The 22169-nt window shown below is 37.6% G+C and carries 15 protein-coding genes; 5 read left to right on the forward strand and 10 right to left on the reverse strand.

Annotation, left to right across the window (positions count from 1 at the left end):
• Positions 1-106: 106 nt before the first annotated feature.
• Both VUJ46_RS02675 and VUJ46_RS02680 read right to left on the reverse strand, forming a co-directional pair.
• Positions 107-3040, reverse strand: coding sequence for a reprolysin-like metallopeptidase (locus VUJ46_RS02675; protein WP_326983466.1), 2934 nt, complete (start codon positions 3038-3040; stop codon positions 107-109).
• Between the two features lie 217 nt (positions 3041-3257).
• Positions 3258-4397 (reverse strand): acyl-CoA dehydrogenase family protein, encoded by a 1140-nt coding sequence (locus tag VUJ46_RS02680; protein WP_326983467.1) that lies wholly within the window; start codon positions 4395-4397, stop codon positions 3258-3260.
• A gap of 191 nt (positions 4398-4588) precedes the next feature.
• On the opposite strand from VUJ46_RS02680, the gene VUJ46_RS02685 reads away from it, so the two are divergent.
• The gene (locus tag VUJ46_RS02685) at positions 4589-6454 is read left to right on the forward strand and encodes an endonuclease (protein ID WP_326983468.1); all 1866 of its coding nucleotides are present in this window, start codon (positions 4589-4591) and stop codon (positions 6452-6454) included.
• A gap of 32 nt (positions 6455-6486) precedes the next feature.
• Here the strand turns inward: VUJ46_RS02685 and VUJ46_RS02690 are convergent, their stop codons facing one another.
• Positions 6487-7419, reverse strand: a complete 933-nt coding sequence (locus VUJ46_RS02690; RefSeq protein WP_326983469.1) for an alpha/beta hydrolase — start codon at positions 7417-7419, stop codon at positions 6487-6489.
• A 326-nt stretch (positions 7420-7745) separates the two neighbouring features.
• Between VUJ46_RS02690 and typA the strand changes: the two genes are divergently transcribed.
• The 3 genes from typA to VUJ46_RS02705 all read left to right on the forward strand — a co-directional run bounded on the left by typA (position 7746) and on the right by VUJ46_RS02705 (position 12868).
• Entirely contained in the window at positions 7746-9554 is a 1809-nt protein-coding gene (gene typA, locus VUJ46_RS02695) for a translational GTPase TypA (RefSeq protein WP_326983470.1), read from the forward strand.
• A gap of 577 nt (positions 9555-10131) precedes the next feature.
• A complete protein-coding gene (locus VUJ46_RS02700) occupies positions 10132-11463 on the forward strand; it encodes a DcaP family trimeric outer membrane transporter (RefSeq protein WP_326983471.1) in 1332 nt (443 codons plus the stop codon).
• A 31-nt stretch (positions 11464-11494) separates the two neighbouring features.
• Entirely contained in the window at positions 11495-12868 is a 1374-nt protein-coding gene (locus tag VUJ46_RS02705) for an MFS transporter (RefSeq protein ID WP_326983472.1), read from the forward strand.
• Between the two features lie 132 nt (positions 12869-13000).
• Here the strand turns inward: VUJ46_RS02705 and map are convergent, their stop codons facing one another.
• Together map and aroB are read right to left on the reverse strand one after the other, a co-directional pair.
• A complete protein-coding gene (gene map / locus VUJ46_RS02710) occupies positions 13001-13765 on the reverse strand; it encodes a type I methionyl aminopeptidase (protein WP_326983473.1) in 765 nt (254 codons plus the stop codon).
• A 56-nt stretch (positions 13766-13821) separates the two neighbouring features.
• A complete protein-coding gene (gene aroB, locus VUJ46_RS02715) occupies positions 13822-14874 on the reverse strand; it encodes a 3-dehydroquinate synthase (protein WP_326983474.1) in 1053 nt (350 codons plus the stop codon).
• A gap of 364 nt (positions 14875-15238) precedes the next feature.
• On the opposite strand from aroB, the gene VUJ46_RS02720 reads away from it, so the two are divergent.
• On the forward strand, positions 15239-16195 hold the full coding sequence (locus VUJ46_RS02720) for a pseudouridine synthase (RefSeq protein WP_326985070.1): 957 nt from the start codon (positions 15239-15241) through the stop codon (positions 16193-16195).
• A gap of 92 nt (positions 16196-16287) precedes the next feature.
• Here the strand turns inward: VUJ46_RS02720 and VUJ46_RS02725 are convergent, their stop codons facing one another.
• From VUJ46_RS02725 to VUJ46_RS02745, 5 genes are all read right to left on the reverse strand, one after another.
• The gene (locus VUJ46_RS02725; RefSeq protein WP_326983475.1) at positions 16288-17109 is read right to left on the reverse strand and encodes a GLPGLI family protein; all 822 of its coding nucleotides are present in this window, start codon (positions 17107-17109) and stop codon (positions 16288-16290) included.
• Positions 17110-17230: 121 nt separating this feature from the next.
• Positions 17231-18592, reverse strand: a complete 1362-nt coding sequence (locus VUJ46_RS02730; protein ID WP_326983476.1) for an MATE family efflux transporter — start codon at positions 18590-18592, stop codon at positions 17231-17233.
• Positions 18593-18683: 91 nt separating this feature from the next.
• A complete protein-coding gene (locus VUJ46_RS02735; RefSeq protein WP_326983477.1) occupies positions 18684-19868 on the reverse strand; it encodes a sigma-54-dependent transcriptional regulator in 1185 nt (394 codons plus the stop codon).
• 47 nt (positions 19869-19915) lie between these two features.
• On the reverse strand, positions 19916-20584 hold the full coding sequence (locus VUJ46_RS02740) for a YggS family pyridoxal phosphate-dependent enzyme (RefSeq protein WP_326983478.1): 669 nt from the start codon (positions 20582-20584) through the stop codon (positions 19916-19918).
• Between the two features lie 491 nt (positions 20585-21075).
• Complete coding sequence (locus VUJ46_RS02745) at positions 21076-21942, reverse strand: polysaccharide deacetylase family protein (RefSeq protein ID WP_326983479.1); 867 nt, start codon at positions 21940-21942, stop codon at positions 21076-21078.
• Positions 21943-22169 lie beyond the last annotated feature (227 nt).

The following is a 22169-nucleotide window of genomic DNA, read 5'->3' on the forward strand; positions in this document are numbered from 1 at the left end:
TATTCATCATCAAAAATATTGCTCATTACCTATTGCTTATTACTCATAAAAAAGGCCGTCCGTTTCCGAACAGTCTTTTGATCTCAACATTGAATAGAGCGGTTACTTAGTTTTTAATGAATCTCTTAGAGATTTCTCCAATTTGGATCATGTAAGCGCCTTTTGGAAGGTTGGCTACATTTACAGAACCTCTGTCAAGTTTTCCTGAGTTGATTAGTTTTCCACCCATTTCGAAGATTCTATAATCTTCATTCGTTGTATTGGAAATGTTTAAAATGTCTTTTACCGGATTCGGATATAATTTAATTTCAGTCAATAAATCTTTTGTGCTAGGTAAATCTCCTCTTCCTGAAGAGATAATATTTAATGTGTAATCTTCAACCTGTCCGTACGTGTAAGATGCACAAGGAGATGAAGGGATGGAGCTGTACTGCATCATTACTCTCATTCTTGTGTTTCCAAGTGTTGCAGTTGAAGGAATTGTGATTGTTCCCGTAACCGGACTTACCGTTGACCCTGTTCTTGTCCAAGCTAATTCTCCACTGTCTGTAAAGTCGCCGTCGCCGTTGTAATCAATATATACTGCGTAAGCTTCATTATATTTAGTAGAAGTCCAAACCGGAGTTACGGAAATTGTGTAGGAACTTCCTCTCGTAACATTTGTTGAAAGAGACGTGAAGTTTTCGTATCCTGCAGTTCCTGTTGAAGTATTGTTAATCGATCCGAAAGTTACATTGCCAATTCTTTCATCCGCCGTATTTGTAGAAGTTGCAGAACAATAAGAAACTGTACTTCCTGCAAGGGTTGTTACACTTACTGAATTACTGGAAACGGAAGTGTTTCCTGCTGCATCTTTTGCTCTTACAGTGAAATTATAAGTGGTTGAAGGGCTTAAGCTGGTTACGGTGTAAGATGTTGATGCTGTTGATCCAATTAATGATGAACCTTGGTATACGTCATAACCTGTAACGGCAACATTATCTGTTGCGCCAGACCATGAAAGATTAGTGCTTGTAGCAGTCGTTCCAGAAGCGGCAAGAGTAGGTGCTGTAGGAGCAACGGTGTCGGATGTTCCGGAACCTGCATTTACGGTAATGTTAGCATTATTTACATCAAAGAAAATATGGTTCGAACCTTTTACCATAATTCTTCCCGTTGTTGTAGAAGTATTTGGAATGGTTACGGCTTGGGATCCGTCATTTGGAGTTCCTGCTAATAAGGTAGTCCATGTTGTACCTGAATTCGTTGACCAAAGAATATCTACGTTCGCTGCATTGACGCCGTTTGTAGTAGTGCCTGCCACGTTCCATGTTACGGTTTGTGAACTTCCTCCTGCGTAAGTTGTTGCTGAATTTTGGGAACTTACAGAGAACGGGCCAGCGGTTCCGTTTACTGTAATAAGTGCATCATCTGAATTGTTTCCAGAACCGCCAGCTCGGTTATCGCGAACTGTAAATCTAAAGTTATATGACCTTGCTACATTTGATAAAGCTTCTACGGTGATTTCAGAACCTGCCGTTGTGGTTGCGCCTGCTAAAATAGAAGCCATTCTTGGGAAATATCTTACCGGTGTTGTCTGTGGAGTCCATGATCTGAAAGTGGGTCCAGATGCTTTTGTGGCACTGGCTGCAGAGCTTGCTCCCGTTTGAGAGGAAGATGCGTTATCCATTTGCTCCCAGATATAGGTTAAAGAATCTCCATTGGCGTCGGTTCCAGTTCCGGTTAGCATAAATGGAGTTCCTTTCGGAATTGTGTAATCTAAACCTGCATTTGCTGTCGGAATAGAATTTCCTGTATTGGTGCTTACAGGGCAGGTTTTAGCTTTAATATTATTAGTAATTTGCTGAATACTTACTGCGTGGAAGAAAGAATCTGAATGCGCCTGAATATCCTGACTCGTGATTCCTGCATAGCCCATGATCGTAGATCCTGAACCAGGTTCCATATTTACGCCTGTACCTTCGTTGCCATGAGAGAACGTATGGTTTCCTCCGAATTGATGTCCCATTTCGTGAGCAACATAATCGATATCAAAATTATCACCAGATGGAATCGCATCTGCCGGAGAGGTATATCCACTTCCTTTTGATCCGTTTGTGCAAACACAACCGATGCAGCCTGCATTTCCACCGCCGCCTGAAGCGCCGAATAAGTGACCGATGTCGTAATTTGCTTCACCAATCACTGAAGTTAAGGTGGATTGTAACTGGGAATTCCAACTACTCATTCCCGAAGCTGCAGAATAAGGGTCTGTTGAAGCATTTGTATAAATTACCGCGTCGTTATTGGCAATTAAAACCATTCTTGCAGAGAAATCTTTTTCGAAAACTCCGTTTACTCGGGTCATGGTGTTATTCATTGCGGCTAAAGCGTTGGCTTTCGTTCCTCCAAAATAGGCTGTATATTCTCCTGTGCTTGAAAGAGCCAGTCTGAATGTTCTCAGTTTGGCATCATCTGCATTGGGTCTTGCGGCAATATTGCTTGTATTTGCCACGCCTTTTTGCGCAACATCAATTACGGTACATTCAAATTTATTAAGATCATCTTTTTTGTCTGATTTTTTATAAACCACATAGCTCGAAAGATCTTTTGTATAGGGCTCAATGAAAACCGCAGATTTGTCGCCGTAAATTTCCATTGAAGATAAACCTAATGGAGAAACACTAAAATAAACCGTAGAATTTGGATCGTCTAAACCTTCACCAACATATGATTTGATATCTGGAAATTTAGCCGCCAGTTGAGGGTCAAAATTAGAATTTTCTTTTACCTTAAAGTTTTCCATTTTCCCTTCGGAATTCGGGAAAGAAATGATGATTTCAGATTTTTCACCTGCCGCGAGTCTTTTAGGAGCTCTTGATAAGGCATTTTTTAAACCAATAATATCAAGGTTATAAACTTTAGGATTGTTGATGCTCATCTTGTTTTCAAAGATTTCTGAAGGTGATTTTCTGTTTCCTTCAGTCCAGAGCCGGTCTGTCTGCGCGAAAGAGATGCCGGTTATCAAAAGCATCCCAATCATCGATAATTGTTTTTTCATATAAAAATATTATTTGATTATGGTAGATCAAAGCTAAACAATTTTAATTACGAAAAACAAAATTTTTTAAGAAAATTTTGGATAATTTATTTAAATAATTATGTAATACATTGAATTAATATTATGTGTAAATATTTTATGTAAAAAAAATAACACCCGCAAAATACGAGTGTTATTCAGTTTTAATAATATAATTCTAAATTTTTCTTTCGATAAATTATTTAGTAATATCTCTTCCGATGACCAATCTTTGGATCTCAGAAGTACCTTCACCGATTGTACAAAGTTTTGAATCTCTGTAGAATTTTTCAGCAGGGAAGTCCTTTGTGTATCCGTATCCTCCGAAGATCTGAACCGCGTTGTTTGAAATTCTTACACAAGCTTCAGAAGCGTATAGTTTTGCCATAGCACCTTCTTTTGTCATTTTTTGCTTAGAATTTTTCAATGTTGCTGCTCTCTGGATCAATAATTCAGAAGCATCGATTTCTGTTGCCATATCTGCCAACATAAAGTTGATTGCCTGAAATTCTGAAATAGATTTTCCGAACTGGTGTCTTTCTTTAGCGTATTTTAAAGCTGCTTTGTAAGCACCTCTTGCTGTTCCCAAACTTAAAGCTGCGATAGAAATTCTACCACCATCTAAAATTTTCATAGCTTGTTTGAAACCTTCTCCAACTTCTCCTAGTCTGTTGGCATCAGAAACACGAACGTTATCGAAAATTAATTCTGCCGTTTCAGAAGCTCTCATTCCAAGCTTGTTTTCTTTTTTACCTGAAGAAAATCCTGCCATTCCTTTTTCCAACACAAAAGCGGTTGAATTGTTTTTTGCACCAATTTCTCCCGTTCTTGTCATTACAACAGCAATGTCACCAGAAATAGCGTGAGTGATGAAGTTTTTAGCTCCATTGATGATCCATTCATCTCCGTCTTTTACCGCAGTAGTAGACATTCCTCCTGAATCTGAACCTGTATTGTGCTCTGTTAATCCCCAAGCTCCGATTACTTTTCCGGAAGCCAGCTGAGGAAGCCATCTGTGTCTTTGCTCTTCGTTTCCAAACTCATAAATATGGTTGGTGCAAAGTGAATTGTGTGCGGCAACCGAAAGGCCGATGGAAGGATCTACCTGAGAGATCTCATCAAGAATGGTAACGTATTCATGGTATCCAAGACCGGAACCTCCATATTGTTCGGGAATTACAATTCCCATGAAACCCATTTCTCCTAACTGATGAAACAGATCTTTTGGAAACGTCTGACTTTCGTCCCACTCCATAATATTAGGTCTAATATTTTTCTCAGCAAACTCTTTTGCTGTTTCTGCGATCATTTTGATATTGTCAATGGTCTCTGTATTCATATAGATAATAGTTAGTTCCCAAAGATAAATAAATTGGTGGAACGTCCAAAAAAATTATAATATCCGCGTAATTTATTTCACAAAAGTTTAATTTTCAAATTTTTATAAAGTGAGAATTAATGATTTTTTAATCCGTGATACAGCAGGTGGAGGAGAAGTATTTACTATTTTAGTGTCCCAATTTTTAAAATATGAGAAAACTTCTACTGCCAATAATCCTTTTTTCATCCTGTTTTTCAGCTCAGGTACCTGCGGGATACTATGATGGAACGACAGGTTTGACGGGATATGCATTAAAGTCAAAAATCCGCGATATTATTTCTGTGAAAAATACCAACTGGAATTATTCGGATCTTCCGAATTTTTACAGCCAGACAGATCTTGACAGGTATTATGACCATGACGCCAGCAATACCACGATTTTATTGGATATTTATTCTGAAAAACCTCTGGAAGCAGACGCGTATGAGTATACTGCTGCCAATCTTATCAGCTCTTCAAGTGGAGAAGGTTCAGGGTACAACAGAGAACATGCGGTTCCTCAAAGTACCTTTAACAGTAATTATCCCATGTTTTCAGATTTACACTTTGTAATTCCTACAGATGCGAAAATTAATCAGTTAAGGAGCAATTACCCCTACGGAATAGGGAATTCTACCGTTCATCATACTTTTACCAACTCTTCAAGGATCGCCAACAGTGCAATTCCGAATTATGCTTATACCAACAGGGTGTATGAACCTATTGATGAGTTTAAAGGAGATATTGCCAGAATGTTGCTGTATTTTGCGGTGAGATATGAAGGTAAATTACCCTCATTTAATCATTCTACGAATTCCAATCCTGCATCTGACCGTTCTGCGTTAGACGGTACGGCAGAAAGAGCTTTTGAACCTGCATATCTTGCCATGCTGCTTCAGTGGCATAATCAGGATCCTGTCTCTCAAAGGGAAATCGACAGAAATAATGCCGTCTATACCATTCAGAACAACAGGAATCCGTTTGTAGATCATCCAGAATGGGTAAGTGAAATCTGGATTCAGAATCCTGATACGGCGGCACCGGACTCGCCGTCCAATTTAACTTCAGGACAGTCGGGGGCGTATTACACAACGCTGTCATGGTCTCCAAGCACAAGCTCTGATGTTTTAGGGTATTATATTTATCAAAACGGAACCCTGTTAACCTCTACAAAATCGACCTCACTGGTTATCGATCATTTAACTCCCTCCACGTCGTATTCTTTTACTGTAAAAGCCTACGATCAGGGGTATTTGCAATCCTCAGACAGTAATACCGCGGTGGTTTCTACTTTAGCCTCCGACACCAACGCTAAAGATCTTCTTATTGTTAAATATATTGAGGGAACAGCGAATAATAAAGCATTGGAGATTTTGAATCGTACCGGACATGAAGTAGATTTAAACAACTATACTGTAAGAGTACAATTTTATAATAGTACCTACAGTTCTTACTACTACGGAAACAGCTACGAACTGGAAGGTAAAATTGCGAATAACGAGAGTTTCGTCATTCTTAATCCTAAATCTACGCTGTCCTGTTATACAAATAATGATGCTCAGTTCCTTACGGCTGGCGATGCATTGTCGTTCTCAGGAACGCAATATATTGATTTAGCTTATAAATCAGCAACAGTTGATGCCGTAGGTTTTAAAGGGATCGCCAATACCAATGGAGATGTTTCTCTCTACAGAAAAAGCAGCGTTTCACAACCCAGTACCTTATTTACAAGCAGTGAATGGGATTCCCATAACGTTGACTACTGTCAGGATTTAGGGGTGCTTTCCACTTCTGATGTAATTCTGGCTGGAAATAATGAGATTAAAATTTATCCAAACCCTGCAGGCGAAAATATTTTTGCAAGCGGAGTAATAAGAGATGTAAAAATAGCCAGGATTTTGGACTATTCAGGAAGAATGATCTACTCCGAAAATCAACCTTTTAAACATAAAAATATGATTTCTGTACAAAATCTGAAATCGGGATCATACTTACTGCAGCTTGATGATAAAACATATCCGTTTATTAAAAAATAGCTCATTTCAACATGATTAGAAAAGCGGAATCATTAAGGGTTCCGCTTTTGTTTTTCTAAGTATCCGTTGCTCTTAATCCACGTTGTAAAAAGATCAAACCATGAACTGACAGGAGAGCCTGATTTCCCCACTCCCCATCCGTGACCGCCTGTTTGATAAATATGTATTTCGACAGGAAGCTGAAGGTTTCTAAGGGCAGCGGCCATCAGAAAGCTATTATCAACAGGAGAAATAGGGTCATCCGCAGCTTGTGCGAGAAAGGTGGGCGGAGTGCCGGTATTAACCTGCTTGTCTACGGAAAATCTTACTTCATCTGCTTCGGAGGGAGATTCTCCGATTATTTTTTTTCGAGATTGCGTCTTGTTGTTCGGCGGAAGCATAGAAATTACAGGATAAATGAGTCCCGAAAAGTCAGGCCTGGATGAAACGGAATCTTTTGCATCGACAGGAGAATAAAAAGGTACTTCATAAAGAGAAGAGCTGATGCCAGCCAAATGTCCGCCTGCCGAAAACCCCAGAACCCCAATTTTATCAGGGTCTATATTGTACTTTTGAGCATCGTGCCGAATAATTCTGAGGGCTCTCTGAGCATCTTCAAAAGGAACGGTCTTACTTTTCCAGCCTTCACCGGGTAATCTGTAGATGAGCTCAAATGCCGTTATGCCTTCTTTTTGAAGTCTTCTGGAGGCCGGAGTCCCCTCTTTGCCCGACTCAATATGAGCATAACCGCCACCACTGATGACTAAAATAGCTGTACCGTTGGGCTGTGCGGGACGATACACTATCATTCTGGGTTCGGATACCTGTGTTATTGAGCCTTTTTCATTTCTTATTTCCGGCCCTCTGCTGCCTCCCTGGTCGGGAAGTACAGAGGGCCAAAGTTTTACTTCCTCATTTTTAACCTGGGCAGGCACAAGAAATGGTGGGAAAAGAAAAAGCAGGGCTGGTATCAAAAAGGTCTTCATAGGATTCGTATTTTATTCCGAATACATGCAAAAAGGATGCGGCTCTTTTTTAAGCCTTTTAACATCTGCCTTTTTGTGAAAACATTCTTAAGAGTTCCTCAGAAATTTTTTTCAGATTTTACAAAGTTTATTTCACAAAATAAAAAGCCTTTTGTGATAAAAATACAAACCCTATTTTTCGTGCTGACGGGTCTTATAATAATCCTTATTTTAGGGATTTACGGAAGCTGCTAAATAACTTATTCATTATGAATTTGTTAATTATCAAAACTTATTGCTAAATATTTCATTTAAAATCACTATTTTTGCACCCGTAAAAATCCTATATGCAAAACATTAGAAATATTGCGATTATCGCACACGTTGACCACGGGAAGACGACTTTGGTTGACAAGATCATTCACGCTACCAATATTTTCAGAGAAAATCAGGAGAGTGGAGAATTAATTATGGATAACAATGATCTTGAAAGAGAAAGAGGGATCACCATCTTATCCAAGAATATTTCTGTTACTTATAAAGACACTAAAATTAACGTAATTGATACTCCTGGTCACGCCGATTTTGGTGGGGAAGTAGAGAGAGTATTGAAAATGGCTGATGGAGTTATTTTGTTGGTGGATGCGTTCGAAGGACCAATGCCACAAACAAGATTCGTACTTCAGAAAGCTTTGGAATTAGGTTTAAGACCATTGGTTGTAATCAACAAAGTAGATAAACCAAACTGTCGTCCGGACGAAGTTCACGATCAGGTATTTGATTTATTCTTCAACCTTGAAGCTACTGAAGAACAATTGGATTTCCCAACGTTCTACGGTTCTTCTAAGCAAGGATGGTTCAACACTTCATTAGAGCAAACTGATAATATTATGCCATTATTGGATGGTATTTTACAATATGTTCCTGAGCCTAAAGTAACTGAAGGTAACCTTCAGATGCAGATTACTTCTCTTGATTTCTCTTCTTTCTTAGGAAGAATTGCTATCGGAAAAGTAACAAGAGGTGAACTTAAAGAATCTCAATGGATCGGTCTTGCACAGGCAGACGGTAAAGTTGTGAAAGGAAAAGTAAAGGAACTTTACGTTTTCGAAGGTTTAGGGAAGAAAAAAGTAACTGAAGTAGGTGCTGGAGATATCTGTGCTGTAGTAGGTTTCGATGCTTTCCAGATCGGAGATTCTTTCGTAGATCTTGAAAACCCTGAGCCATTGGAAAGAACTGCAATTGATGAGCCTACGTTGAACATGACGTTCTCTATCAACAATTCACCTTTCTTCGGTAAAGATGGTAAATATGTAACTTCAAACCACCTTAAAGAAAGACTTTACAAAGAATTAGAGAAAAACTTGGCATTGAGAGTTCAACAAACTGATGATGCAAACACTTTCTTGGTATTCGGTAGAGGTATTCTTCACTTGTCAGTTTTAATTGAAACAATGAGAAGAGAAGGGTATGAGATGACAATTGGTCAGCCACAAGTTATCTTAAGAGAAGGTGAAAATGGTGAGAAGTTGGAGCCGTATGAATCTTTAGTTGTTGACGTTCCTGAAGAGTATGCTTCAAGAGTTATCGACTTGGCAACGCAGAGAAAAGGTGATCTTCACATTATGGAAACTAAAGGGGAGATGCAGCACATGGAATTCGAAATTCCTTCAAGAGGTTTGATCGGATTGCGTTCTCAAATGTTGACAGCTACTGCAGGTGAAGCTATTATGGCACACCGTTTCACAGAATATAAGCCTTTCAAAGGTGCTATTCCTGGAAGAAGTAACGGGGTATTGATTTCTAAAACTCAAGGTCCTGCAACTGAATATTCAATTGCTAAACTACAAGATAGAGGTAAGTTCTATGTTGATCCGGGTGAGGAGATCTATGCAGGTATGGTTATCGGTGAGCAAAACAAGCCGGGTGACTTGGTTGTAAACATCGTAGAAGCAAAACAGTTGAACAACATGAGAGCTTCAGGTAAAGATAAAGATACTGGTGTAGCGCCAAAAATCTTATTCTCTCTTGAAGAATGTATGGAATATATCCAAGCTGATGAAGCGATTGAGGTGACTCCAAACTTCATCCGTATGAGAAAGAAATTACTTTCTGAAGAAGAAAGAAAAAGAGTGGAAAGAGGAGCAAAAGCATAATCTCATTCTTATCAATATACAAAAGCCCCGAATTTCGGGGCTTTTTTATTGTTTTTACATTGAATGGGCATTGACTTAGGAACTAGAAGCCTTAAGAAAATTGAGATTTATCTTTTAATTATTCGGTCAAACTTTTTATTCATAATTAATAATATCCAGATAGTATTAGCGATGTCATGCTGAGCGCAGTCGAAGCATTTTTAATGCTTTTAAATCTATACTTATTAAATCCATTTAACTAAAAATAATAATTGCCATTCCTTTTTGGGGCTTCTAAAACCCCATTTCCTTATAAAAAACATCAATTGAGATGATTTTTATCATTAAATTTCAAAAAAATTGCTAAGTTAATATATATAGATTTTAAAAATATCATATATGTTTGATTAATTCATAAAGTGTAAGATTCCAGTAAGTTTTAGTCTTTTTATTTAGTAATTATAATTGAAAGTTTGAGTTATTGTTAATTATTTAATAAAATAGTTTTTCTTTTTAAAAACTAACTAGCATTTGTTAGTGTCGCAAATAATTGTATGTTTGAAAGCGAAGCATTGAGAAAAACAAAAATTAAATACTAATGGATAAAAAGATAACGCAATTATTGGTGGGTGTGGGCTTGCTGTCGACTTTACAGATTGCGGCTCAGCAGAATCCCGGTCAGAAACTTCCATCTGATTCGCTTTCGATCATTCAGTCTAAAACTTCAGAACTTAAAAAAGAACCAGCTGTTAAAGTCAGTTTTTATGGATTTATCAGACATGATGCGTTTTACGATACCAGACAGAATATTGGTGCAGGAGAAAACATTGTTCCGTTATATCCGAGAGATAGAGCATTAGACATCAATGGAGTTGATATTAATGACGCTCCGAAATTTCACATGCTTTCTGTAGTTTCCCGTGCAGGAATTAATGTTAAAGGTCCTGAAGTTTTAGGAGCAAAAACAAACGGTATATTAGAAGCTGAATTTTTTGGTGCGACAGAAGGAGGAATCAATGAATTAAGGCTTCGTCATGCGTACGTTACTTTAGACTGGGAAAAAACACAGTTGGGAATCGGGCAGTATTGGCATCCGATGGTGATTCTCGATTGTCTTCCGAACGTGGTAAACTACAGTACAGGTTCGCCGATTTTTGCTTTAAATAGAAATCCACAGATCCGTTTAACCCAAAAGCTGAATGACAATTTTAAAGTGATCGCAGCAATCAATTCGCAACGTGATTTTACTCCGAATACCGCACCCTATCGAGATAGTGGAGTTCCTTCTTCGCATTTGCAGTTTCAGTATAAATCATCAAAATTTGTAGCGGGTATTGCCGGACAGTATGAAGTGCTAAGACCTCAGTTGTCATCAGGAAATCCACCGATTGTTAATAATGAAACGGTGAAAAGCTTTACAGCTTTAGCTTATGCAAGAGTTATCACAAAACCTCTAATGATAAGTGCTTCTGCGATGATGGCGCAAAATGCAGCCTCACTGGTGATGCTTGGCGGTTTTATCGGCTACTCGGCACCGGGAACCTATGATCTGTACCGGACTATGAATACCAGAAGTGCCTGGATTGACTTTCAGCAGACAACCGATAAAAAAGTAGCTTTCGGATTATATGCCGGAATTGTTAAAAATAGGGGAGCAGATGATCCGGTGGAGGGAAGGACTGCGACAACGTATGGGGTGACTTCCTCATGGGGAGCCGTTTCTGCAACGCCGGGCGGACGAAGTGTCGATCAGCTTTGGCGTGTGGTTCCGAGAGTCGACTGGTCTTTAAGCAAAACCATTAAACTGAGATTTGAGGTTGAAAATACCGTTGCAAAATGGGGTGATGCACAAAGCAACGGACGAGGAATAGGAAATGAATTTAATGCCAGAAACAACCGCTTCCATTTGGCGACCTTCTTTATGTTCTAAAATGATCTTTAAATAAAAACGAAAAACTACTATGGATATTACTACACAAACTCCTCCTAAAAATAACATCCTGACGGTGATTATTGCGTCCTCCGCAGGCACACTTATCGAATGGTATGATATGTTTTTGGCTATTATTCTGGCAGGTTCTCTGTCGGTGAATTTATTTCCGTCCGAAGGCTCTCATTTCTTGGAAACATTGGCTGTTGTGGCTTCGTCATTCATGTTTCGTCCGATTGGTTCGCTTATTTTCGGAAACATCGGAGATAAGATCGGGAGAAAATATTCTTTTCTTTTATCCTTGATTTTAATGGGTGCTTCCACGTTTTTAATTGGCTGTATTCCTAATTTTGGAAGTATCGGCTGGGCGGCCCCGATTTTACTTTTACTCTGCAGATTAATGCAGGGATTAGCAATCAGCGGTGAATATGCAGGAGCCGTGATCTATGTTGCCGAGCATGCTCCGGCGAATAAAAGAGGTTTTTACACCGGATTTATTCAGGCAACGGTTCCTATTGGGCTGTTGGTTTGTCTAAGCGTGATCTTTATAACAAGAAGTGTAATGACAGAAGCCGATTTCAACAGCTTTGGATGGAGAATTCCGTTTTTATTAAGCTCGGTGCTGGTGTTGCTAAGTTATTTCGCAAGAAAAAAACTTCATGAAAGTCCGGTTTTTGAAGAATTAAAGAAAGCAGGAAAAACGAGTAAATCTCCTGTGAAAGAAGCATTTACCACAAAAGGGAACGTAAAGTTAATGCTCAAAGCTATTTTCGGTGGAAATGCTGCGCAAAGTTCTGTGATGCAGACCAGTTTATTCGTGACACTTTTCTTCATGCAGCGTGCCGTGAAAATTGATGATACAACAGTATTGTTGATTACAGGGGTTGTTACCTTATTCAGTGCTTATTTTTACCAGTACTTTGGAGCTTTGAGTGATAAGGTAGGACGTAAAAAAGTACTGATCAGCGGATTGGTTGCTAGTTTAATCTTAATTCCTGTTTCATTTTATCTTTTCATGAAAATAGGAAATCCGGACGGTCTTAAAGAAGTTCATTCCATTAGTATAGCCGCGACCTTGAAAATTATGGGAATCAGCTTTTTGCTTTCTGTAGCGGGAGCAGCAACGTATGGTCCGCTGGGAGCTTTCATGCTGGAGATTTTCCCTACTAAAATTCGTTATACAAGTATGGGATTTGCTCAGAATATGGGAAATGGGTTCATCGGAGGAGCCACAACTTTTGTGACTGAATTTATCAAAACATCATTTGTGGTAAGTGCTGCATTGACCCCTTTTATCGGTTTGGTTTATCCCATGTTGCTCGTGGTAATTGCCATCGTTGTCAATGTTTTATTTATTCCTGAAACTTACAGGACAGATCTTACAGAGCAAGATGTTAATCCCTGAAAAATAGAAAAAAAGCTGTGGAATCTTGTTGACAGTTGTGAACAGAAAGCGAGATGCGACCGCTTCCCTGAGGATTTCCGGAATTTTATTTAAAATAAAGGTCATGCTAATGATGGGCGTGACCTTTATTCTTTAGTTAAAGATAGTATTCATTTCTGTTAGAATAAAGGGTTTACCGTCTGTTACAATGAGGGTATGTTCATGCTGAGCCATATATCCTCCCTTATTTCCTACCATAGTCCAGCCGTCATTTAATTCTATGGCCAGAGTAGATGTTGTAGAGATAAAGGTTTCAATGGCTACTACGGAGTTTTTTCTGAATCTCCGGGAATCATAACGGTTTCTGTAATTAAGTAGTTCATCGGGTTCCTCATGAAGACTTCGCCCAACACCATGCCCGCCAAGGTTTTTAATTACTTTTAAACCTTTCTTTCGGGCTTCTGTTTCCATGAGATGGCCTATGTCGGCGATCTTTACGCCCCCTTTTATATGATTAATAGCTTTTTGTAAAATTTCTTTAGAAGCGTTTACCAATTTCTGATGCTGGTGAATATCCTTTCCTATCACAAAAGAATTTCCATTGTCTGCCCAAAAACCATTCAGCTCCGCTGAAACATCGATATTAATTAAATCTCCATCCTTCAAAATCCTTGAATGGGTAGGTATGCCGTGACAAAACTCGTCATCCACACTAATGCAGGTACATCCCGGAAATCCGTAAGTGAGATGAGGGGCAGATTGCGCACCGAATTCTGAAAGGATCCCGGCTCCATAGTCATCAAGTTCCTTGGTCGTCATCCCCGGCTTCGCATAACGTGTCATTTCACGAAGGGTATAAGCTACCGCCTCACTCACTTTTTGCATACCGATCAATTCGGTTTCATTAGTAATGGACATATATAGATTGATTTTATTTTTTGCTGATATTGTATTGTCTGACTTTCAGAACATATTTAAAGCTGTTCATTGTCTAAATTTCTGTAAAAATCTAAAGATTTCTGAATATTCTGTTGGCTGCACTGATGATCAAAATTACAAGATCCTACATCCGTAAGCAGAGAAAAATTGATCTTGCTGTCGGCATTCTTTTTATCATTTAATAATAAACTGAAAATATCTTCGTCTTTAAAATCGCTGATGTCAAGATATGGATAATATTTTTGAATGTTTTCAATAATCATTTCTGAATCTTCTTTGGAAATCAAACCTTCGAGATAGGAAAGATGGGTTTCCGAAATCATTCCCATGGCTACTGCTTCTCCGTGAAGAATAGGGTTTCCCTGGCTCAGGCATAAACTTTCAACAGCGTGACCAATGGTGTGTCCGAAATTAAGTGTTTTACGGATGTTCTTTTCATGAAAATCAAGATCCACTACGTTTTGTTTAATACTCATTGAGGTCTGGATATGGGGAGTTATCCCTTCAGTATCTAATTTGTGAATTTTAATTAAACTGTCCCAGTGGGATCTGTCGGCAATTAATCCGTGTTTCAGCATTTCCGCAAATCCGCTTCTCACTTCTTTAAAAGGAAGGGTTTCTAAAAATTGAGGATATACAAATATTTTTTCGGGAAAGGTAAAGGTTCCGACCATATTTTTATAATGCATCAGGTCGATTCCGGTTTTTCCTCCAATGGAAGCATCACACATCGACAGAAGGGTTGTCGGAATATTAATGAACTGAATACCTCGTTTGTAAGTAGAAGCAACAAAACCGCCCATATCTGTAATGACGCCACCCCCAAGGTTAATGACCAGTGCTTTACGGTCCGCCCGCATTTCTGTAAGAATTTCCCAAAGCTGATTGGCAGTCTGAATATTTTTCATTTCTTCCCCGGCCTCAATCTCCAGAATTTCAAATCCAAGATCCGTTTCCATATTTCCCAAAAGGATAGGAAGACAATATTCATGAGTGTTTTCATCAACTAAAATAAAAATTTTGCTGAAGGATTTTTCGTGAAGAAAGCCGTTTAACTGAGAGAAATTATCGTCTACAATTGTTATCATTTTTGGATTTTATATCAGGTTAAAAAATAAACTATCCTGCAAAGTTATGATTCTTAATTTTTAACTCGTAACTAAATTACTATCTTTGCAAAAATATTTTATAATGAGCAGAGATAATAATTCAGGAAAACCCAAAAGACCAAGAACTTCAACAAGAAATAATTCTGATGATTCTCGTGCTTCTAGATCTGGAAATTCTTCAGGATCAAAATCTTTTAAAAAGCCTTTCCCGAAAGCCGGTGAAAGAAATTCAGAACATAAAGGGTCTAACTCTAGATTTGAAAAGAAACCTTTCGCCAGAGGTGAAAGAGATTCTGATACTACTTCTTATTCCGGGAGAGGTGACAACAGTTACCAGGCCCGTATGGATAAGAAATATGGAAAAACTGAACAAGAACCATTCATTACGAATTCAGGGGAAGGAAAAAAATCTTTCGGAAAGCCAGCTCCAAAAAGAGGAGGCAGCAGAAATACTTTCGACACCAGAGATAAGTATGAAAGAGGCAGTTTAAAATATGGAAAAAGACCTTCTGGTAGTGAAGAAAGAGATGATAAAGCAAAATCTTTCGTACAGAAAAGAAGATTAAATAAGATTGATAAGGATGTACATAAGGATACCATCCGTCTTAATAAATTTATTGCTAATTCAGGAATTTGCAGCAGAAGAGAAGCTGATGAACTTATCACCCAAGGATTGGTAGAAGTCAACGGGAAGGTAGTAACAGAGATGGGGTATCAGGTTCAGAAAACAGATAAAGTGGTTTTTGACGGACAGAGCATAACTCCGGAAAAGCCCGTATATGTATTGTTAAATAAGCCCAAAGGCTATATTTCTACCACAAAGGATGATAAGGCGAGAAAGACTGTAATGGATCTGGTAGCGAATGCTTCTCCTTACCGTGTTTTTCCTGTAGGAAGGCTGGATCGTTCTACCACAGGGGTTATCTTATTGACCAATGACGGGCATATGACTAAAAAGTTAACACACCCTTCTTTTGACGCAAAGAAGATTTATCATGTGACCCTGGATAAAAAATTAACCCATGAAGACATGAAGCTGATTGCTGAAGGTATCCGTCTGGATGAAGGGGTAGCAGTGGTTGATCAGATTTCTTTCATTGAAGGTAAGCCTAAAACTGAAGTGGGAATTGAGATCCATATCGGATGGAACCGTGTAATCAGAAGAATTTTCCAACGTTTAGGATACGAGGTGGAAGCTCTGGATCGAGTGATGTTCGCTGGATTGACAAAGAAAAATATCAAACGAGGACACTGGAGAATTCTTACAGATCAGGAAGTTAATAATCTTAAGATGCTTTAGGAAAGGTATGTTTACGGAAGATAAAGCTTCTTTCATAATAAACATGATATCATAAAAAAACGGGCAGCTGTCATCTCAGCGCCCGTTTTCTGTTACCGGAATGCCGGTTCCTTATCTTTTTCTATATAAATATATCTGCTTTTGATACCTTTCTGAAGCATTCCTTTTTTACGGTTAAGTTCCTCAATACTTTCGATGGTTTCATTTTTAAAAGAAGGCTTTTCTCCTTTTTTTATTCCTTCCGCAAGATCTTTAGTAGGATTAGCATAAAAATCTTCTATAAAAGTATTGAATTGAGCATTCGTAGTTGCTAAAGCTGGCTTTCCGTAATGAGTTTCAACAAAATTTGTACTATCATAAGTTTGTGCCAGTTTTGTATTATGGATGAGCTTATAAATAAAGTTTTTGTCGGTATCTTCTACAATAAATATCAATCCGGGAAGTCCGCGGAACTTGTAAGGACCTTCTTTAATATTGATATCATTTGAGAACCATGCAATCCAGCTTCTGCCACCAAAATCGGCAGTTGCTTTTTGTAATTTATAACCATTGTATTCCTGAGTTTCAGAAGATAAATTCCATTTGATATCATCATCGGTTTTTATCACGAAATATTCAAAGAAATCGCGATACTGACTGTTTTTTGAAGAATTCAGCTTTCGGCTGAGAACCTGATCGGTCTTTGTACTGTACCTCGAGACAGCCTGTTGATGACTTGTGTTGACTGAATCGTACTCCGCGAATTTTTTATCATAAAATTTTACAGATTCCGGATTGATGTCGAGATTCATTAATTCTTTTCGGTATTCCTCAGAAGCTTCTCTTCTGTATTGTAGCTCATAAGTGAATCTATTGGTTTGCGATTGGTAAAAAGAGGCAATACACAACCCTAAAAGAAGCATTGTTTTTCTCATTCTTTGATTTCTGATTTTAATAGTTTTAAGGGATACAAAGATAGATAATATTCTTATTTGATGGATTGTTTGAAAGATTTGATAAATAAAAAAAAGCGATCCCAAAAGACCGCTTTATATATTATGCATTCTGCTTTACTCTTTTCGCAGACATATTTAAAAATCGTTTGACGAGCATTACTGCAGATACCGTTAATCCTAATCCTAACGCAATCCACATTCCGAAAGCTCCCATTTTCAAGGTTACACAAAGGAAATAACCTAATGGAATCGTAATTACCCAATACGCGATAAAGGTATAAATAGAAGGAATTTTCACATCCTGCAAACCTCTCAGCATACCCAAAGCTGTTACCTGAATTCCGTCTGAAAGCTGGAATAAAGCAGCGATGATCATCAATTTTGAAGCTAATGTAATTACTTCTACTTCCTCTTTTTTAGTAAAGAAAGTCGGAAGGATATTTCTTCCTAAAATAAATACAATACCACAAATACACATGAAAATGAATGCTATTTTCAAGTTGTTGATTCCTATTTGTCTTAGTTCGATGAAGTTTTGTTCGCCTAGTTTTCTTCCGATCATTACAGTTGATGCCACACTGAAACCAATACATAAATTAAAGGTGAATGAAGCCATACTCAATGCGATCTGGTGAGAAGCAATATCGTGCGCGGAAATCAAACCACAGATAAAAGCAGCTCCTGCAAAAGCGGTTACTTCGAAGAACATCTGTAAAGCGGTTGGTAACCCCAATCTCAGCATTTTATCAAACATTTTTTTGGAGAAAACCTCCATTTTTAAAGAAAAATCCTTGATGTATTGCTTTGTTTTCTTTTCATTTAATAAAACAAAATACAGGAATATCACCATGAAAACTCTGGAAATCAAACTCGCCAAAGCAGAACCTTTTACACCCATTTCAGGGAAGATCCAAAGTCCTTTGATGAAAACATAGTTTAAAACAATGTTGATGACATTCGCAATAATGGTTGCTTTTGTAACTCCGATGGTATAAGATAATCCTTCGGAAACCTCTCTCAATGTCTGAAATGCCATGAAAGGCACAATGCTGATCAGCATAATGGTAAGGAAATCTACCGTATCTGGTATGATCTTCGCCGGCTGCCCGGAATGATAGAGTAGTGGCATTGCCAATAGCAATAAACCCATCAGTAAAATCCCAACCGACATATTGATGATAAACCCGTGACTGAAAACAGAGTTGATCGTTTTATGATCATTCTGAGAATGCGCCTGAGAAACCAATGGCGGAATGGCAAAAGAGAATCCCAATGCCAATACAAACACGGAGAAAAACACCGCATTTCCCAATGAAACAGACGCCAGTGCATCTGCTCCTAATAACTGCCCGACAATAATATTGTCGAATAAATTCACCGAGACTTGCCCCACCTGCGTCAACATCACAGGAAGAGCCAAAGTAAGGCATTCTTTTGTATATTTTTTATTTAAAAAGTTCATAATAGTTTATTCATATATAGTTTAGATCAAAAAAAAAATTTGCAGTAATGTTACTGCAAATTTTTATAATTTATTTTAAATAATAATTAAATTATTTCCTTACAAAACTTGCAACGTCTTCGGCGGATACAGTACTTCCTCCTAAAATAATTAACCTTTCTACAACGTTTCTCAATTCCCTGATGTTTCCAGTCCATGACAATGCTTTTAACGCATCAATAGCCTTATCGTCGAATTTTTTCGATGCATTACCGTGCTCATCAGCGATCATTCCAGAAAAATGCTCTACCAATAACTGGATATCTTCTTTTCTGTCATCCAATGGCGGAACGTAGATTTCGATTACAGAAAGTCTGTGATAAAGGTCTTCTCTGAATCTTCCTGCTTCAATTTCTTTCTGCATATTCTTGTTGGTTGCTGCAAGTACTCTTACATCAACTTTTATTTCTTTATCGCTTCCTACAGGAGAAACTTTGCTTTCCTGTAATGCTCTCAAAACCTTTGCCTGAGCGATTAAGCTCATATCTCCGATTTCATCTAAGAAAATAGTACCTCCGTTAGCCTGCTCAAATTTTCCTTGCTTATCCTTGATTGCTCCTGTAAAAGATCCTTTTACGTGGCCGAAAAGTTCAGACTCAATAAGTTCAGACGGAATAGCGGCACAGTTTACCTCTACCATTGGGCCTCTTGCTCTTTCACTTTGATTGTGAATCGCATGTGCAACCAGTTCTTTTCCGGCTCCGTTAGGACCCGTGATTAAAACTCTGGCATCAGAAACTGCTACCTTTTCAATCATATCCTGAATTTTTTGTAATTCAGCGGACTGACCGATCATCTGGTATTTTTTGTTGACTTTTTTCTTTAATGTTTTGTTTTCAGTCTGAAGATTTTTGTTTTCTTTCTTCAGAGTTTCCTTTGCTAAAGCATTTTTTACGCTGGTAATCAATCGGTTGATGTCAATCGGCTTGGAAATGAAATCATACGCACCTTCTTTAAGACAAGAAACTGCAGAATCGATATCTGCGTGTCCTGAAATCATGATAAAAGTGGTTTCAGGTTTTAAAGCCATGCTTTGCTTTAAAAGTTCGGTACCCGAAAGTTTAGGCATTTTGATATCGGAAATTACTAACGCGAAGTCTTCTTTTTCGATATGTTTGTAACCTTCCAGGCCGTCCTCGGCGATAACAAATTCATAGTCAGTTAGTTCATCAGAAAGAATACTGTGAAGTACTCCTGAGATTGCTTTTTCGTCTTCTACAATAAGGATTTTTTGCATAGGTGCAAATTTAGATTTTTTGATTGAATTATTAGCAAAAACTATACCTAAATCAAAGAGTTTGAATAATCTCTTCTCCCAAAAATTGCCGAACCTACACGCACCGAATTAGCACCCGCTTCAATGGCAATCGGGAAATCATCACTCATTCCCATTGATAATGTTTGTAAAGATTTTAGTTGATTTAATTCATCAAAAATTCTTTTTAGCGTTAAAAATTCCTTTTTAACCTGGTTTTTATCGTCTGTAAAGGTTGCCATTCCCATCAAACCGGTGATTTCTACATTCGGAAATTCTCCGTTGAGGTACTTTTGAAACAAATTTTTCGCTTCTTCAACCTCCAAACCGAATTTTGTATCTTCTGCTGCAATTTTCACCTGAAGCAATACTTTAATCGTTCGGCTATGTTTTCCGGCTTCTTTATTGATTTCCAACAGCAATTTCTCAGAATCTACACTTTGGATGGTGTCTACAAACTCAGCAATATATTTTACTTTATTGGTTTGTAAATGTCCGATCAGATGCCACTGAATGTCTTTGGGAAGAAGCGGATATTTCTCCACAACTTCCTGAACTTTATTTTCACCAAAAACTCTTTGTCCAAGATCATACACTTCCTGAATCGCCGAAACCGGATGTGTTTTTGAAACCGCAACCAACTGAACATCGGAAGGAAGCTGGCTTTTTATATCATTGTAATTTTCCTGAATACTCATAATTGCAAATTTCTGAATTTTAAAAGCAAAAAACGAATGAAATGTGAATTTAGTTGATGGCTTATGGTTCTTAGTTATTGGATTGTGATTTAACCTTAAACTTTTTACCACAAAAGATGCAAAAGATTTTAATACTTAGATCCTGTTTAAAAATTAATCAAAATGAATTTTAGGTTGTTTTTTTGCAAAGGGACAAAGTTATTTAGCCTGTAGCGTGCTTTAAGACACAAGGATTTTATCTACGATTAAATTGATCATCACCATTACAAAAGAAAATCTTTGATTTTTATCTTTGTAGACTTTTGACATACTTTAAATAAATCCAATAAGGTCTTTTGTTTCTTTTGCGGTTAAATTTAAAATGAGTTTAAACAAATTTCTTAAAAGTTCAATGATAAAAAAGCTTCGACAAAGCTCAGCATGACATTCCTAATAATTTTCAGCAATGTCGTGCTTGTCTTGTCGAGGCATTTATATTTTCAGTGAAGAAATTAATTTAAAATTTCATTAATCTCAGGATATTTTGAAATTTTTCTAAATACAAAACGGTTGGTTTTTTGTAGTTTTTCAATAAACATGTCTAATTCATTAATAGAATCAGCATCGGTTAAATATTGATCGTGTGTAAGAAAAACAAGATGTCTTGATGTTTTTTCCAGATCATTGAAAAATATACTGTCAACCTTTTTTAACATCGCTTCATGACTTCCTTTTAAAGCCATTTTATTGGTGGGTCTCCATTCCAAATCCCAACCCACGACTTTGTAGCCAGCTTGTTTTAATCTGTTGGCAGCCTGTGTTGAACTTTTAATATCGGTAACGTTAATATTTTTCAGCCTCCAGATATTTCTTCCGGGCGTTCTTGCAATTTTATTATACAATTTTAAGCTGTCTCTTGCTGCATCAAAATCTCGGACAACAGCTTCATAATTTTTGTAAAAATCACTGTATTTGTTGTGCGCGTGGGTAAAGCTGTGATTAGCAAGTTCGATAAGCGGATCTTTCTTTAAAAGTTCCATATCATCTTTTTGCTTTTTGCTGCCATACGCGTGCTGCCCGACTACAAAAGCAGTGGCAACAACATTTCTTTTATTAAGGATTTTGAGAAGGTTTTCTGTTCCCTGGTTTGGGCCGTCATCAAATGTCAGGTAAATCACTCTTTTATCAGTAACTACACTTTCATCATCAACTTTGGGGACAATTTTTGCGTCGGGATAATTATTTGAAATCAGGCTTTCTGAATCTTTTTTGTCGATTTGTCGGTTACAACCGTTAAGTATAATTGAAGTTGCACTCATCAATGCAATCATCCCCAGAAAAGTCTTGTTTCTAGACTTTCCCGCAAAAGTTTTTCTCATAAAATTTGAAAGGAATTTGTGTTGTTAAAATATGTTAAATTTCCCACCGAATTTTGAGCAAATTATGTGCCATATTTTCATCAGTTTTCACTTTTTAAGGATATTTTAATAACTTTATTTTGAGTAGTTTTTACTCTAAAAATGATTGTGATTTTACATAAATGTTTTATGATTGAAAATCGGTAAAAATACCTTTAATAAAATGTTAAAAAAAATCAAAATTTCAA

This window comes from Chryseobacterium sp. MYb264 (genome assembly GCF_035974275.1).
Taxonomy (GTDB): Bacteria; Bacteroidota; Bacteroidia; order Flavobacteriales; family Weeksellaceae; genus Chryseobacterium.

Excerpts from the sequence above, each read along its gene's own strand:
- VUJ46_RS02735 (WP_326983477.1), bottom strand. The coding sequence starts at position 19,868 with ATGCAAAAAATCCTTATTGTAGAAGACGAAAAAGCAATCTCAGGAGTA.
- aroB (WP_326983474.1), bottom strand. The coding sequence starts at position 14,874 with ATGATAACAATTGTAGACGATAATTTCTCTCAGTTAAACGGCTTTCTT.
- VUJ46_RS02740 (WP_326983478.1), bottom strand. The coding sequence starts at position 20,584 with ATGAGTATTCAGGAAAATTACAATGATATAAAAAGCCAGCTTCCTTCC.
- VUJ46_RS02720 (WP_326985070.1), top strand. The coding sequence starts at position 15,239 with ATGGATAAGAAATATGGAAAAACTGAACAAGAACCATTCATTACGAAT.
- VUJ46_RS02745 (WP_326983479.1), bottom strand. The coding sequence starts at position 21,942 with ATGAGAAAAACTTTTGCGGGAAAGTCTAGAAACAAGACTTTTCTGGGG.
- typA (WP_326983470.1), top strand. The coding sequence starts at position 7,746 with ATGCAAAACATTAGAAATATTGCGATTATCGCACACGTTGACCACGGG.
- VUJ46_RS02690 (WP_326983469.1), bottom strand. The coding sequence starts at position 7,419 with ATGAAGACCTTTTTGATACCAGCCCTGCTTTTTCTTTTCCCACCATTT.
- VUJ46_RS02680 (WP_326983467.1), bottom strand. The coding sequence starts at position 4,397 with ATGAATACAGAGACCATTGACAATATCAAAATGATCGCAGAAACAGCA.
- VUJ46_RS02725 (WP_326983475.1), bottom strand. The coding sequence starts at position 17,109 with ATGAGAAAAACAATGCTTCTTTTAGGGTTGTGTATTGCCTCTTTTTAC.
- VUJ46_RS02685 (WP_326983468.1), top strand. The coding sequence starts at position 4,589 with ATGAGAAAACTTCTACTGCCAATAATCCTTTTTTCATCCTGTTTTTCA.
- VUJ46_RS02700 (WP_326983471.1), top strand. The coding sequence starts at position 10,132 with ATGGATAAAAAGATAACGCAATTATTGGTGGGTGTGGGCTTGCTGTCG.
- VUJ46_RS02730 (WP_326983476.1), bottom strand. The coding sequence starts at position 18,592 with ATGAACTTTTTAAATAAAAAATATACAAAAGAATGCCTTACTTTGGCT.
- VUJ46_RS02705 (WP_326983472.1), top strand. The coding sequence starts at position 11,495 with ATGGATATTACTACACAAACTCCTCCTAAAAATAACATCCTGACGGTG.
- VUJ46_RS02675 (WP_326983466.1), bottom strand. The coding sequence starts at position 3,040 with ATGAAAAAACAATTATCGATGATTGGGATGCTTTTGATAACCGGCATC.
- map (WP_326983473.1), bottom strand. The coding sequence starts at position 13,765 with ATGTCCATTACTAATGAAACCGAATTGATCGGTATGCAAAAAGTGAGT.